Source organism: Thioclava sp. JM3 (assembly GCF_002213185.1).
GTDB lineage: Bacteria > Pseudomonadota > Alphaproteobacteria > Rhodobacterales > Rhodobacteraceae > Thioclava > Thioclava nitratireducens.
Window position 1 is genome coordinate 149,568 of sequence record NZ_NBOB01000003.1, and the last position, 13,685, is coordinate 163,252.

General features: G+C 64.0%; 17 protein-coding genes. 6 read left to right on the forward strand and 11 right to left on the reverse strand.

Going from position 1 to position 13,685, the window contains the following annotated elements:
• Nucleotides 1-67: 67 nt before the first annotated feature.
• Nucleotides 68-1,198, reverse strand: a complete 1,131-nt coding sequence (locus B6V73_RS06620) for an S-(hydroxymethyl)glutathione dehydrogenase/class III alcohol dehydrogenase (protein ID WP_088724845.1) — start codon at nucleotides 1,196-1,198, stop codon at nucleotides 68-70.
• A 73-nt stretch (nucleotides 1,199-1,271) separates the two neighbouring features.
• Here B6V73_RS06620 and B6V73_RS06625 point away from each other — a divergent pair, with 73 nt between their 5' ends.
• The 5 genes from B6V73_RS06625 to B6V73_RS06645 all read left to right on the forward strand — a co-directional run bounded on the left by B6V73_RS06625 (nucleotide 1,272) and on the right by B6V73_RS06645 (nucleotide 4,641).
• Nucleotides 1,272-1,640, forward strand: a complete 369-nt coding sequence (locus tag B6V73_RS06625) for an I78 family peptidase inhibitor (protein WP_088720148.1) — start codon at nucleotides 1,272-1,274, stop codon at nucleotides 1,638-1,640.
• Nucleotides 1,641-1,645: 5 nt separating this feature from the next.
• Complete coding sequence (locus B6V73_RS06630) at nucleotides 1,646-1,948, forward strand: I78 family peptidase inhibitor (protein WP_088722541.1); 303 nt, start codon at nucleotides 1,646-1,648, stop codon at nucleotides 1,946-1,948.
• 286 nt (nucleotides 1,949-2,234) lie between these two features.
• Nucleotides 2,235-2,582 carry a DUF2794 domain-containing protein gene (locus B6V73_RS06635; RefSeq protein ID WP_075775706.1) on the forward strand — a complete coding sequence of 116 codons (348 nt, stop codon included), beginning with the start codon at nucleotides 2,235-2,237 and terminating at the stop codon, nucleotides 2,580-2,582.
• A gap of 107 nt (nucleotides 2,583-2,689) precedes the next feature.
• Nucleotides 2,690-3,790 carry a chorismate synthase gene (gene aroC, locus B6V73_RS06640; protein WP_088724846.1) on the forward strand — a complete coding sequence of 367 codons (1,101 nt, stop codon included), beginning with the start codon at nucleotides 2,690-2,692 and terminating at the stop codon, nucleotides 3,788-3,790.
• A 230-nt stretch (nucleotides 3,791-4,020) separates the two neighbouring features.
• On the forward strand, nucleotides 4,021-4,641 hold the full coding sequence (locus tag B6V73_RS06645; protein WP_075775704.1) for a TetR/AcrR family transcriptional regulator: 621 nt from the start codon (nucleotides 4,021-4,023) through the stop codon (nucleotides 4,639-4,641).
• Nucleotides 4,642-4,662: 21 nt separating this feature from the next.
• Here B6V73_RS06645 and B6V73_RS06650 read toward each other — a convergent pair whose 3' ends face one another.
• The 7 genes from B6V73_RS06650 to B6V73_RS06680 all read right to left on the reverse strand — a co-directional run bounded on the left by B6V73_RS06650 (nucleotide 4,663) and on the right by B6V73_RS06680 (nucleotide 10,253).
• Complete coding sequence (locus B6V73_RS06650) at nucleotides 4,663-5,445, reverse strand: NYN domain-containing protein (protein WP_075775703.1); 783 nt, start codon at nucleotides 5,443-5,445, stop codon at nucleotides 4,663-4,665.
• Nucleotides 5,446-5,536: 91 nt separating this feature from the next.
• The gene (locus B6V73_RS06655; protein ID WP_088724847.1) at nucleotides 5,537-5,884 is read right to left on the reverse strand and encodes an antibiotic biosynthesis monooxygenase; all 348 of its coding nucleotides are present in this window, start codon (nucleotides 5,882-5,884) and stop codon (nucleotides 5,537-5,539) included.
• Between the two features lie 77 nt (nucleotides 5,885-5,961).
• Entirely contained in the window at nucleotides 5,962-6,762 is an 801-nt protein-coding gene (locus B6V73_RS06660) for a cytochrome c1 (RefSeq protein WP_075775701.1), read from the reverse strand.
• 20 nt (nucleotides 6,763-6,782) lie between these two features.
• On the reverse strand, nucleotides 6,783-8,099 hold the full coding sequence (petB, locus tag B6V73_RS06665; RefSeq protein ID WP_075775700.1) for a cytochrome b: 1,317 nt from the start codon (nucleotides 8,097-8,099) through the stop codon (nucleotides 6,783-6,785).
• 12 nt (nucleotides 8,100-8,111) lie between these two features.
• Nucleotides 8,112-8,672, reverse strand: coding sequence for a ubiquinol-cytochrome c reductase iron-sulfur subunit (petA, locus tag B6V73_RS06670; RefSeq protein WP_075775699.1), 561 nt, complete (start codon nucleotides 8,670-8,672; stop codon nucleotides 8,112-8,114).
• Between the two features lie 370 nt (nucleotides 8,673-9,042).
• Nucleotides 9,043-9,756 carry a response regulator transcription factor gene (locus B6V73_RS06675; RefSeq protein WP_088720151.1) on the reverse strand — a complete coding sequence of 238 codons (714 nt, stop codon included), beginning with the start codon at nucleotides 9,754-9,756 and terminating at the stop codon, nucleotides 9,043-9,045.
• Nucleotides 9,756-10,253 (reverse strand): MarR family transcriptional regulator, encoded by a 498-nt coding sequence (locus tag B6V73_RS06680; protein ID WP_075775697.1) that lies wholly within the window; start codon nucleotides 10,251-10,253, stop codon nucleotides 9,756-9,758. The genes B6V73_RS06675 and B6V73_RS06680 overlap by 1 nt, the downstream gene beginning before the upstream one ends.
• A 152-nt stretch (nucleotides 10,254-10,405) precedes the next feature.
• Between B6V73_RS06680 and B6V73_RS06685 the strand changes: the two genes are divergently transcribed.
• A complete protein-coding gene (locus B6V73_RS06685) occupies nucleotides 10,406-11,275 on the forward strand; it encodes a branched-chain amino acid aminotransferase (RefSeq protein ID WP_075775696.1) in 870 nt (289 codons plus the stop codon).
• Between the two features lie 87 nt (nucleotides 11,276-11,362).
• Here B6V73_RS06685 and B6V73_RS06690 read toward each other — a convergent pair whose 3' ends face one another.
• The 3 genes from B6V73_RS06690 to queG form a co-directional block, all read right to left on the reverse strand.
• Nucleotides 11,363-11,548: a hypothetical protein gene (locus B6V73_RS06690; protein ID WP_075775695.1), complete on the reverse strand. Its 186-nt coding sequence runs from the start codon at nucleotides 11,546-11,548 to the stop codon at nucleotides 11,363-11,365.
• A 103-nt stretch (nucleotides 11,549-11,651) separates the two neighbouring features.
• Complete coding sequence (locus B6V73_RS06695; RefSeq protein ID WP_075775751.1) at nucleotides 11,652-12,593, reverse strand: DMT family transporter; 942 nt, start codon at nucleotides 12,591-12,593, stop codon at nucleotides 11,652-11,654.
• Between the two features lie 46 nt (nucleotides 12,594-12,639).
• On the reverse strand, nucleotides 12,640-13,680 hold the full coding sequence (gene queG / locus B6V73_RS06700; protein WP_088724848.1) for a tRNA epoxyqueuosine(34) reductase QueG: 1,041 nt from the start codon (nucleotides 13,678-13,680) through the stop codon (nucleotides 12,640-12,642).
• Between the last annotated feature and the right edge of the window lie 5 nt (nucleotides 13,681-13,685).

Here is a 13,685-nt window from a genome sequence, read left to right on the forward strand (position 1 = left end):
GGTCTGCGCTTCGGGCTTGCTGGAAATATCCCGGGGGGCCGGGGGCAGCGCCCCCCCGGCCTTGGGGTCAGTAGATCACGACCGAGCGGATCGACTCGCCCGCATGCATCAGATCGAAGGCCTTGTTGATGTCTTCGAGCGGCATAGTGTGGGTGATCATCGAGTCGATCTCGATCTTGTCGTTCATGTACCATTCGACGAATTTCGGCACATCGGTGCGGCCCTTGGCGCCGCCGAAAGCGGTGCCTTTCCATGTCCGGCCCGTGACGAGCTGGAACGGGCGGGTGGAGATTTCCGCGCCCGCGGGTGCGACGCCGATGATGACCGAGACGCCCCAGCCGCGATGCGAGCACTCGAGCGCGTCGCGCATGACGTTCACGTTGCCGGTTGCGTCGAAGGAGTAATCCACGCCGCCGATCTGGTCGCGCTCGGTCTTGGTCAGGTTGATGATTTCCTGCGTGACCGAGTGGTCGAGCTTCGAGGGATTCACGAAATGGGTCATGCCGAACTTGCGCGCCATTTCCTCTTTCGCGTCGTTCAGATCGACGCCGATGATCATATCGGCACCCGCCATGCGCAGACCTTGGATCACGTTCAGACCGATCCCGCCGAGGCCGAAGACGGCAGCGGTCGAGCCGATCTCGACGCCTGCAGTGTTGATTACCGCGCCGATGCCGGTGGTGACGCCGCAGCCGATATAGCAAATCTTGTCGAACGGCGCGTCGTCACGGACCTTGGCGAGCGCGATCTCGGGCATCACGGTGTGGTTCGCGAAGGTCGAGCAGCCCATGTAGTGATAGATCGGCGTGCCATCGAGCATCTTGAAGCGCGTCGTGCCGTCCGGCATCAGGCCCTGACCTTGCGTGTTGCGGATCGCGGTGCAGAGGTTCGTCTTGCCCGACAGGCAGGACGGGCATTCGCGACATTCCGGCGTGTAGAGCGGGATCACGTGGTCGCCCGGCTTCAGCGTGGTGACACCTTCGCCGACTTCGAGCACGACGCCCGCACCCTCATGGCCGAGGATGGTCGGGAAGATGCCTTCGGGATCGGCGCCAGAGCGGGTGAATTCGTCCGTGTGGCAGATACCGGTTGCCTTGATTTCGACGAGCACTTCGCCCGCTTTCGGGCCGTCCAGTTCCACTTCCATGATTTCGAGCGGTTTTCCCGCTTCGAGCGCGACTGCGGCACGGGTTCTCATAAGCGCATACTCCTTGTATAAATTCGGAGAGAGCCTGCGTTATCGGCGCGGCCAATGCAATGAAGGGTGCGACATGTTGAAACGATTTTTCGTCATGGGGTCGATGCTGGCGCTTGCGGCCTGCGACCCCGCCGGTCCGATGAGCGAGACACCCACCGATGGGGCATACCCCGCGCCCCAGCCCTATGCGCCCGCGCCCTATGTCACCCCCCCGGTGAGCGTCACGAAGGGCGGTTTGCAGGAGCGTGAGCCCGACACTTGCGGGGCGGTGAAATATACCTCGGTTCTGGGTCAGCCGGCGGCGCAGATCCGGACGCTCGGGATTACCAAACCCTATCGCATCGTCGAATGGCGCGGCGTCGAGGATCAAGTCTACAACCCGCAGCGCGTCGTGTTTCGTCTCGACTCGCGCGGGAACGTCTACAACATCGATTGCGGGTGAGCCTGATGGAGCGCGGCAGGGCGCGGATCGGGCTCATTGTCACGTTAGGGGTCGCAGCGTTCGGGTTGGCGGCCTGCCAACCCCGCGTTTCGCCGCCTCGGTCGGGCCCGCCCGGCGCGGGAACCTGTCCGCCGCCCGGGCTCGCGGCGCTCCAAGGGCGGCCTGAAACCGTGCTGGCGGCGCTCGATCTCGCGCGGCCGCATCGCATCATTCATCCGGGCGACGCGGTGACGATGGATTACGCCCCCGGCCGGGTGAATTTCGAGATCGACGAGAACGGCACGATCGACGCGGTGCGCTGCTACTAGGCAGGGGGGCGCTGATGCTCTGCACATGAAAGAGCCCCGTGTCTGACCAGGACGCGGGGCTTTTTCTGCAGGAGGGAAAAGCGCCCGACGATACGTACTGGGTGGGGGCTGTTAACCGCACCGTCGGGCTTTAGCGTTTTCCGCTGACTACAGGATGTCGATGAAACCCGGCAGGAAGGCGCAGGAAATCAGGCTTTTTCTAGGTCATAATCCGGCGCGGCGAAGGCGCGTTCAACCTTAGCGCGGGTGGGCTTGATTTGCGCCGCGCGCGATGTACCCTTTGTAAATGACGGTTCAAACGCCTTCCCCCTATCCGAACCCTTCCGGCGCACCGGAGCAGATCGCTTTCGACCGCTCCGAGCTTGGCGTGATCCTGTCACTTTACGGGCGCGCCGTCGCGGCCGGGGAGTGGCGCGATTACGGGATGAGCTTCTTGCGCGATGTCGCGGTTTTCTCGATCTTTCGCCGCGCCGCCGAAGTGCCGATCTACCGGATCGAGAAGCGGCCCGCGCTGCGTGCGAAACAGGGGCAATATGCGGTGATCGGTCAGCAGGGGCAGGTGCTGCGGCGCGGCCATGATCTGCGCCAGGTGCTGCGCGTGCTCGAGCGCAAGCTGATCCGCGCGGTGGAGTAGGGGCGCTACGCGCTTTGAGAGAGTGTCGCCCCGCTGCCATGCACGTTGCCTCGCAGCCCCCGACTTGCTAAGCCAGCGCCGAAGGAAACCTGCGAGGCGCGCGTCCCATGTCGTTCAACACTTTCGGTCATCAGTTCCGCGTCACCACCTGGGGCGAAAGCCACGGGCCTGCGCTTGGCGCGACGGTGGATGGCTGCCCGCCCGGCATCGAGATCGACGAGGCGTTCATCCAGCAATTCCTCGACCGTCGCCGTCCGGGCCAGTCGAAGGAGACGACCCAGCGCAAGGAGCCTGACGCGGTGCGTATCCTCTCGGGCGTGTTCGAGGGCAAGACGACCGGCACGACGATCCAGCTGATGATCGAGAATACCGATCAGCGCTCGAAGGATTATGGCGAGATCGCGCGGCAGTTCCGCCCCGGCCATGCCGATATCACCTATCACCAGAAATACGGTATCCGCGACTATCGCGGCGGCGGGCGCTCGAGCGCGCGCGAGACGGCGGCGCGGGTGGCGGCTGGCGGTGTGGCGCAGGCCGCGCTTCGCCAGTTGGTCCCCGATCTGCAGATCTACGGCTACATGGTGCAGATGGGCGCGAAACATCTCGATCGCGCGAAGTTCGACCGCAACGCGATCCTGCAGAACCCGTTCTTCCTGCCCGACGCCGAAGCAGTGGATGAATGGGCCGATTACCTCGCGGCGATCCGCAAGGGCCAGAATTCGGTGGGCGCTGCGATCGAGGTGGTGGCCGAGGGCTGCCCGGCGGGGCTGGGCGCGCCGATCTACGCCAAGATGGATACCGAGCTGGCCGCCGCGATGATGTCGATCAACGCGGTCAAGGGCGTCGAGATCGGCGAGGGCATGGCCGCGGCGGCGCTGACCGGCGTGGAGAATGCCGACGAGATGGTAATGGGCGCCGATGGTGTCGAATATCTTTCGAATCGCGCGGGCGGTATCTTGGGCGGGATCACCACCGGCCAGCCGATCACGGTGCGCTTCGCGATCAAGCCGACCTCGTCGATCCTGACGCCGCGTCGCTCGGTCAATGTCGCGGGCGAAGAGGTGGAGGTGATCACCAAGGGCCGCCACGATCCCTGCGTCGGCATCCGCGCGGTACCGGTGGCCGAGGCGATGATGGCTTGCGTGATCCTTGACCAGTTCCTGATGGACCGGGCGCAGACCGGCGGTATTCGCGGCACGATCGGCTGAGGGGCGCCGCCCCCGTCGATGGAAGGCGAGATGACCGAGAAAAGAGGGGCTCTGCCCCCGCTCCTGCGGAGCCCCCCGGGATATTTGGTGCCAAGCCGAAACAGGGCGGGAGCTTTAGCGGATTGCCGCGCGCGTGCCGCCATGACGTGACGTTGTGCGACCTTGCGGGATATAAACCGCGCGGTTTATTCTGCGGACCCCGGGGGTCGTTTCCCGGAACCGGAGGACAGATGTCGCAGGCAGATCAGATCAATCGCGGACGCAAATTCGACCAGGTGCTCGAAGGCGCGCGCACGATCTTTCTGCGCGACGGGTTCGATGGGGCCTCGGTCGACGATATCGCCAAGGAAGCGGGCGTGTCGAAAGCCACGCTCTACAGCTATTTCCCCGACAAACGGCTGATGTTCGTCGAAGTCGTGCGCTCGCAACTGAAAGAGCAGACGGACAGCGCCGTCGCCACGATCGATTTCGGCGCAGCCCCCGAAGTGGTGCTTTCGCTTGCCGCGTCGCAGATCGTCGAGTCGATGAGCTGCAAGATGAACGAAGGGCTCTACCGGCTCTGCGTTTCCGAATCCGAGCGGTTCCCCGAGCTTGGCCGCGCCTTTTACGCGGCGGGGCCGGCGCTGGTGCACGAATTGCTGATGGATTACCTGCGCTGCGCGGTGGAGCGGGGCGAGCTGGTGATCGACGATATCGACCTCGCCGCTTATCTGTTCATCGAGCTGTGCAAGTCGGAACTGCATCCGAAGCTGCTGTTCGGGATTTGCGACAGCTTCAGCCGTGAAGAGAAAGAGCGCGTGATCCGCGGCGCGGTCGCGATGTTCCTTGCGCGCTACGGCGTCCCCACCTGAGCGCGGACCGATCTGGCCCGATCAGGCCAGATCGCGCACCATCCACTGATTGCCTTCGCCGCGCTGCAGCTGGAAACGGCCCGTCTTGATCAGCAGGTCGGAAAGTTTCGCGCTGCCATAGGTGCGGGTGTCGAAATCCGGGTTTGCCTGCGTGATGAACTGACCGAGCTGGCCCAGCGAATACCATTCCTCTTCCAGACCGATCGCCTTCATCGCGTTGACGATGATCGGGATCGCGGCCTTCGGCTCCTGCTTGCCACTCGAGGATTTCGGGGCGGCGGCGCTGGTCTTGTCCGAGGCGGGCTTGGTCGCGGTCTCCGCGGTGCTCTCGCCATTGCCGAGGTTCTCGACATAGATGAAGCGTTTACAGGCCTTGCGGAAGGCTTCGGGGGTCTTCTGCTCGCCGATGCCGTAGACATCGAGCCCCTGTTCGCGGATGCGAGCGGCGAGGCGGGTGAAGTCGCTGTCCGAGGAGACCAGCACGAAACCATCGAACAGGTCGGAATGCAGGAAATCCATCGCTGCGATGACGAGGCCGATATCGGAGGCGTTCTTCCCCTTGGTATTGGCAAATTGCTGATCCGCGACGAGGCCGAGTTCGGCGACGCGCTTGGCCCAGCCCGCGAGGCGCTGCGCCGACCAGTCGCCGTAGATCCGGCGCACCGAGGCTTCGCCGAGCGAGGCGATCTCTTCGAAGATCGCTTCGGCATATCCGGCGGGCACGTTATCGGCGTCGATCAGCACGCACAGACGCGGGGCGCGGGAGGCGGGGCTGATATGCGGCAGGTCGGAAATGTCGGGCATTGTTACTCCTCGTGTCCCCTTCCAGATAGCCCGCTTGCCCCCGACATCCAAGAGCGCAACCACATTGCGCGGCGTCAGCGGCAGGCGCGGTTCAGCGCCCCTCCGGACCGTAATACTGCCGTTCGACCTTGGCGACGCGCAGCGCGTAGTGGAGATACCAGCGATCCTTGCCGAGGCGTTGGGCGAGCTGGTGCTTCGCCACCGCCTTCCACGCAATCAGAGCGGTCTCGTCGGCCCAGTAGCTGACGGTGAGGCCGAAGCCTGTCCTGTCGCGTGCGCTCTCCACCCCGAGATAGCCGGGCTGCTGGGCGGCAAGTGCGGCCATCTCCGCGGCCATCGCGCCATATCCGTCGTCGGGTGCACCGCGGAGAGAGGCGAAGATCACCGCGTAATAGGGCGGGTCGGGCAGCGGCGCAAAGCCTGGCGGCGGGATAGACATCGGGCGGCTCCGGGAAATGGAAAACGCCCCCTCGCGGGCGAGGGGGCGTTCATCAGTCTAGCAGGTCGGACCCAGGCTTACAGATCGAACTGCTTACCCTTGTGGGGCGCCCAGAGCTTCTTGTTGGTCAGGTAAAGCAGCGTGCTCAGCACGATCAGCATCATCACCGCCACGAAGCCCCAGCGCTTGCGCGATTCCAGCTTCGGTTCGGCCGTCCACATCAGGAATGCGGAGACGTCCCGGGCCATCTGGTCGACGGTTGCGGGCGTGCCGTCCTCATACTCGATGAGGTCTTCCGAGAGCGGAGGGGGCATCGCGATCCAGCCACCCGGGAAGGCGTGGTTCTCGTAGAAGATCGAGCCCGCTTCTTCCTTTTCCTCGCCGGTGAAGCCGGTGAGCACCGCGTGGATGTATTCGGGGCCACCGATGCCGCGGAAGAACTGGTTGATGCCGAGGCCGTAGGGGCCGTGGAAGCCCGCGCGCGCTTTCGCCATCAGCGACAGGTCCGGACCCATGCCCATGCCGGAGATGAACGGGAAGTGGTCCGTCTCCTTGCCGGGGCGCTCTTCGCCGGTTTCCTTGTCCATCACGGTGAACTCGGCCGCGTAGGCACGCACCCAAGCCGGGTCCATCATCGGGCCGCCCTGATCCGCCAGCGTGCGGAACGCGACGTAGCGCAGCCCGTGGCAGGCCGAGCAGACCTCCCGGTAGACCTGGAAGCCGCGACGCAGCTGCTGCTGGTCGAAGGTCCCGAAGGGGCCCTCGAAGGAGAAGCTGATATCCTCGATATGGCCGCCTTCGGCCGCCACCGCCGGGTTGACCAGGGTGCTCGCCCCGATCACCAGCGCCGAGAGGGCAGAGATCAGAAGATGTTTCATTTTGTGTCCCTCTTCCTTACTCATTCAGCCGGTTTGATATTGTAGTGGTGGTTGAAGTCTTCCTCGATCGTCGCCGGCATCGCTTGCGGCTTCTCGATCAGGCCCAAGAGCGGCAGGATCACGAGGAAATAGACGAACCAGTAGGTCGCGCCGATCAGCGAGATGTAGGGATAAATCCCGTCGGTCGGCATCGCGCCCACCCACATCAGCACCATGAAGTCGATCGCCAGAAGCCAGAACCACCATTTGAACATCGGGCGGTACGAGCCCGAACGCACCTTCGAGGTGTCGAGCCACGGGGCCAGCGCCATCACGAGGATCGCGCCGAACATCGCGAGCACGCCGAAGAACTTGGCGTCGACGATACCGAAGGTGATCCAGTTGACGAACATCACGGCCCAGACGTCCGAGGTGAAGGCGCGCAGGATCGCGTAGAACGGCAGGAAGTACCATTCGGGCACGATGTGTGCGGGCGTCGCCAGCGGGTTCGCCTCGATGTAGTTGTCGGGGTGGCCGAGGTAGTTCGGCATGAAGCCCACGACAGCCGAGAAGACCAGCAGGATCACGGCGAGCGCGAACAGGTCCTTGATCACGAAATAGGGCCAGAAGGGCAGGGTGTCCTTCTCCGCTTCCGCTTTCGAGCCGGTGCGGACCGGAACGCCCGTCGGGTTGTTGTTGCCCGTGGTGTGGAAGGCCCAGATATGCACGATCACCAGGGCTGCGATCACGAAGGGCAGCAGGTAGTGCAGCGAGAAGAAGCGATTCAGCGTCGCGTTGTCCACCGCCGGGCCGCCGAGCAGCCAGGCCTGGATCGACTCGCCGATGCCCGGGATCGCGCCGAACAGGCCGGTGATCACCGTCGCGCCCCAGAAGGACATCTGGCCCCAGGGCAGAACGTAACCCATGAACGCCGTGCCCATCATGCACAGATAGATGATCATGCCGATGATCCAGGTGATCTCGCGGGGCGCCTTGTAGGAGCCGTAATAAAGGCCGCGGAAAATGTGGATATAGACGGCGAGGAAGAACAGCGAGGCGCCGTTCGCGTGGATGTAGCGCAGCATGTAGCCGCCATTCACGTCGCGCATGATGTGCTCGACCGAGGCGAAGGCCAGGTCGACATGCGGGGTGTAATGCATCACCAGAACGATGCCGGTGACGATCTGCAGCACGAGGCAGAACGCCAGCACGATGCCCCAGATCCACCACCAGTTCAGGTTCTTGGGGGTGGGGATCATGATCGTGTCGTAGATCAGCCCGATGATGGGAAGACGCTTGTGCGTCCACTTTTCGAAGCCCGTCTTGGGCTCGTAATGGTCGTGGGGAATGCCCGACATCTAACTGCCTCCTCAGCCCAGTTTGATCGTGGTGTCATCGGTGAACTGGGCCACCGGGATGTTCAGGTTGCGCGGGGCAGGACCTTTGCGGATCCGGCCGGCGGAGTCGTAATGCGACCCGTGGCAGGGGCAGAACCAGCCGTGGTAATCGCCCGACTCGTTGCCGATCGGCACGCAGCCCAGGTGGGTGCACACGCCGATCATCACCAGCCATTCGCCTGCCTCGTCGAGGGTGCGGTTCTGGTCGGTCGCCTCGGCGCCCGGCTTGTTCGCGTTCTCGGCCGAGGTGTCGACCAGTTCGGACAGCGGAACCTCGCGGGCGTATTGAATTTCTTCTTCGGTGCGGCGGCGGATGAAGACCGGCTTGCCGCGCCATTTCACCGTGAGCTGCGTGCCGAGCTCGACGCCGGAAACGTCGACGAAGATCGACGAGAGCGCCTTGACGTCGGCCGATGCATTCATCTGGTTCACCAGCGGCCAGACGGCCGCGCCGGTCACCACCGCGCCGGTGCCGGCGGTGGCGTAGTAGAGGAAATCCCTCCGGGTGCCTGCGTTATTATCTGCGTGGGACACGTTGTCTCTCCTTCCCGGGCCCGCGAGGGGGCCGATAGTGACGTGCCGGGGCACGTCGCGCGGTGCCGCCAAACATGGCCGCTCTCATACCAATCACGAATTTGTCAGTCCAGAACACAATCAACTGAATTTGTGCTGAGGGGCAGTTAAATGTCGCTCTTGCAACAGATCACCCCGGGTCAATGGCCGTGCGTGCCGGGGAAGGGGGCGCCCGGCAAGTTCAATGCACAAATGCCGCTCCCGATTGAGGAAAAGCGATTCGTGGCGTTTTGAACATGGAAAAGTTTCACATGCTTTAGCGTGAACTGACCAGAACCGCCGCCTGCCATGCCACTGCGAGGCGCAATCAAGATGTAGTGTCCGCCTCCGCTCAGTCGGGCGCGAGCATGTAGCCCAGACCGCGCACCGTCTGCAGGTAGCGGGGTTCGCGCGGGTCGCGCTCTATCTTGCGGCGCAGGCGTGTGATCTGCACGTCGACCGCCCGGTCGCCGCCGCCTTCTTCGCCATTCCCCCGCTCGCGGCCCAGTTCCTCGATCAATTCCGTGCGGCTGACCACGTCGCCCGCATGAGTCGCGAAGATGCGCATCAACTGCACCTCTGTCGCGGTCAGCTTCACCGGCGTGTCGCCATCCCACAGCTCGCCCCGGTCCTGATCGTATTTCAGCGGCCCCAGCGAGAGGTATTTCGGGCCGCTCTCGGTTTCCTGCGGAACCCGGCGCAGGATCGCGTTGATCCGCAGCAGCAGTTCCTTCGGCTCGAACGGCTTTGCGAGATAGTCGTCGGCGCCGGCTTCGAGCCCCTCGATCCGCTCGCGCGTCTCGCCCCGTGCGGTCAGCAGCAGGATCGGCGTGCTTACCGATCTGCCGCGCAGGTCACGGGTCAGGCTGAGCCCGTCTTCGCCCGGCATCATCACATCCATCACGATCAGATTGAACTCCAGCCCCGCCAGCAACGAGCGCGCATGGCCCGCGTCGCGCGCCGCAGTGACGAGAAAGCCGTGTCGCTGCAAAAAGCTTTTCAGCAGCGTCCGGATGCGTTCGTCATCGTCGACGATAAGCAGATGAGGTTCGGCCGAGTAGGGCATCAGTCGTCTTTCATCATTTGATAGAGCTTGTGCAGATCGGGGCCCATCATCGCCTCGAGCACCTGCCGGAAACCCGCCACCGCCTGCGGCCCCGCCGCGCGATAGGCAGAGCGCATTCGCCCCCGCTGCGCCTCGGACAGTGCGCGTTCCAGCGTCTCGCCCTCGGCCGTCAGATGCAATCGCCGCTCGCGCTTGTCGCGGGTACCGACGCGGCTTTCCACCAGCCCGTCCTCGATCAGCGTGCGCAGCACCCGGTTGAGTGATTGCTTGGTTACGCCCAGAACTGCGAGCAGCGTCGTCACCGTCAGCCCCGGCTGGCGGTTGATGAAATGCAGCGCGCGGTGATGCGCGCGTCCGTAGCCGTATTCTTCGAGCAGTCGGTCAGGGTCGGCGGTAAAGGCGCGATAGGCGAAGAACATCGCTTCGATGCCCTTGCGCAATTGCTCGTCCGTCAGGAAAAGAAGTGTCTCGCCCCCGGGGCTGCCGCTATCTGCCATATCGTCCCTCTCTTTTGCGTGACTTTATGTCAGCCTTGTTGACTTTCCAAGACTCAACTGTTACCGCAAAGCAGTTTTCGCGCAAGAAAATGTCCACTTCGGACGTAGATTGCGCAATAATCGTAAATTGGCGTGGCTGCAAGGAGAGTAAGATGTCGGGCTCGTATGAGGATCGTGACGGCAAGATCTGGATGGATGGACAGCTTGTGGATTGGCGCGACGCCAATGTCCACATCCTGACCCACGCGCTGCATTACGCGTCCTCCGTCTTTGAAGGCGAACGTTGCTACAACGGCAAGATTTTCAAAGGCGAAGAGCATTCCGCCCGCCTGCGGAAGTCGGCGCAGCTGCTCGATATGGAAATCCCCTATTCGGTCGAAGAGATCGAGAAGGCGAAATACGACATGCTGAAGGCCAATGGCTGGACCGACGCCTATGTGCGCGCGGTCGCATGGCGTGGCGCGGGCGAGGATATGGGCGTCTCGGCGCGCAAGAACCCCGTGCGTCTGGCGATCGCCGGCTGGGAATGGGGCAACTATTACGGGGACGCGAAGATGAAGGGCGCCAAGCTCGACATCGCGAAATGGCGTCGCCCCGACCCGCGCACGATCCCGGCCGAGGCCAAGGCGGCCGGTCTCTACATGATCTGCACCATGTCGAAGCACGCCGCCGAAGATCGCGGCTTCTCGGATGCGCTGTTCATGGATTGGCGTGGCTACGTCGCCGAGGCGACCGGCGCGAACATCTTCTTCGTGAAGGACGGCGAGGTGCACACGCCCAAGGCTGACGTCTTCCTCAACGGGATCACGCGGCGTACGGTGATCGGGCTGCTGGAAGAGAAGGGTATCAAGGTGCACGAGCGCCTGATCGAGCCGACTGAACTGGCCGAGTTCGAGCAGTGCTGGCTCACCGGAACCGCCGCCGAGGTGACCCCGGTCAGCCAGATCCGCGAGTTCAACTTCGAGGTCGGCGCGCTGACCCGCGACATCGCAGAAACCTACGAAAAGCTCGTGCGCACCTGATCCACGTAACGCTTTGAGAAAACAGAAGGGCGTGCTTGACGGCACGCCCTTTCGCGTTTTCGATGCTCTCGAGCGCTGACAGGACGGTCAGGTGACTTCGTTCCGTTCGATGCGCAGGAACTGTTTCATGCGCGCGCCGTTATCCGGCCGCCCACGCTTGCTGAGCTCCTTGATTGCCGGGTGGATACCTTCGCGCCGCTGCAGTTCGAGAAACCGCTTCACGCGCGGCCCTTCGGCCTTGAGTTCGGCGCGGTCGATGATGTGACGGGACATGTCTTCCTCCTCTCGTCATCGCCTCTGATCCTTTAAGTATAACACGGTTCGACCGAGTCGTGTTTCAATGACAGGAGATTTTTTGTCGCGGGCGGATCGGCGCTCAGCCCTGCGGCGTCGCGGCCTTGCGCGCGCGCTTGCGCTCCAGCCCAAGCCAGTGCTCGCGCAGAATGATCGCGATGCCAGCGACGATGATCAGCGCAGCCCCCGCCAAGGTGGCATGGCTCGGCACTTCCGAGAAGACCGTATAGCCGATCACCAGCGCCAGCAGCATCGAGGCATAATCGAAAGGTGCCACCAGCGAGGCATCGGCGAAGCGATAGGCCGAGGTCAGCATGATCTGCCCGGTGCCGCCGATCAGCCCCGCGAGGATCAGGAGTGTCGCTTCCCACGCTGTCGGCATCACCCAGCCGAAGGGCAGCGAGGCCAGTGAGAGCACCGAGGCGGTGCAGGAGAACCAGAACACGATCGCGGAGGTGCGCTCGGAGCCGACCATGCGGCGGATCTGGATCTGCGCCAGCGCCGCGCATGTGGCCCCCGCAAGCGCCAGCCCCGCGCCAAGCGCCTCCGCCCCGCCTTCGGGTCCGCTGCCGCCCAGCCGGGGCCACAGCACGATCAGAACACCTACCATCCCCAGCCCGACCGCCGAGAAGCGGAAGATCCGCACCGTCTCGCCCAGCAAGAGCGCCGCGAAGACGACCGTCAGCAGTGGTGCCGCATAGCCCAGCGCGGTCGCCTCGGGCAGCGGCAGGAAGGCCAGCGCGGCGAAGCTCAGCGCCATCGCGGTGGTTCCCACGACGCCGCGCATGACGTGGTTGATCGGTTTCTCCACCCGCAATCCGCCCTGCAACTCACCGCGCCACAGCAGCCAGAGCAGGATCGGCACAATGCCGAAGAAGGAGCGGAAGAACACTGCCTCGCCTGGTGGCACCCGGTCGGAGACCGATTTGATCAGTGCCTGCATGATGACGAAACCCGTAACCGTGCCGAGCTTCAGCGCGATTCCAAGGAGCGGGCGAGGGGTCTGGGTGGTGACGGGCATCATGACCGCGATGAGATAGGCCGCGACGGGATCGGGGCAATCGGTTTCGTCATGAGACGCGCTCGAGCCGATCAAGAGCCCATCGCGCGGCCTCGGCCACCACCGGATCGGGATCGCTCAGGTGCGGGCGCGCGGCCTCGGCCAGCGCCGGATCGCCGGAATTTCCGATCGCGTAAAGCACGTTGCGCAGGAAACGGTCGCGCCCGATCCGCTTGATCGGCGAGCCCGAGAACCGCGCCCGGAACCCGGCATCGTCGAGTGCGGCCAGTTCTGCCAGGGGCGGCGCGCCGACGCCGCCGTGATAGCGCGCCTCCCGCGCCTCTGCGGCGAACTTGTTCCATGGGCAGACGGCCAGACAATCGTCGCAGCCATAGATGCGATTGCCCATCTTGGCGCGCAGCTCTTCGTCGATCGGGCCCTTATGCTCGATCGTCAGATAGGAGATGCAGCGCCGTGCGTCGAGCTGGTAGGGCGCGGGAAAAGCCTCGGTCGGGCAGATGTCGAGACAGGCCGTGCAGGACCCGCAATGGCTGATCTCCGGCACGTCGGGCGGCAGCTCCACCGTGGTGAAGATCGCGCCGAGGAAGAACCAGCTGCCCAGATCGCGCGCGAGAAGATTGGTGTGCTTGCCCTGCCAGCCGAGACCCGACGCCTCGCCCAAGGGCTTTTCCATCACCGGGGCGGTGTCGACGAAGACCTTGATCTCCGCGCCCTCTGGTGCCTGATCGAGCAACCAGCGCCCGACGCGCTTGAGCCTCTTCTTCACCAGATCATGGTAATCCTTGCCCTGCGCATAGGCAGAGATCACCCCGCGATCGCGCGCCTCCAGCAGGTCCAGCGGGTCGTAATCGGGCGTGTAGGTCTCGGCCAGCATCACGACCGAGCGTGCCTCGGACCACAGCGCCGCCGGATCGCCGCGCCAGCCCATCCGCTCTTCCATCCAGCCCATCTGGCCATGCCTGCCCGCACCCACAAAGGCGGCGAGCCGCTCGGCCGCCTGCGGGATCGCGTCCGGCGTGGTGATGCGCGCCTTCGAGAAACCCTCGGCAAGGGCCGTCTCGATCAACCGCGCTTTCAACTCCGCATTCATGGCTT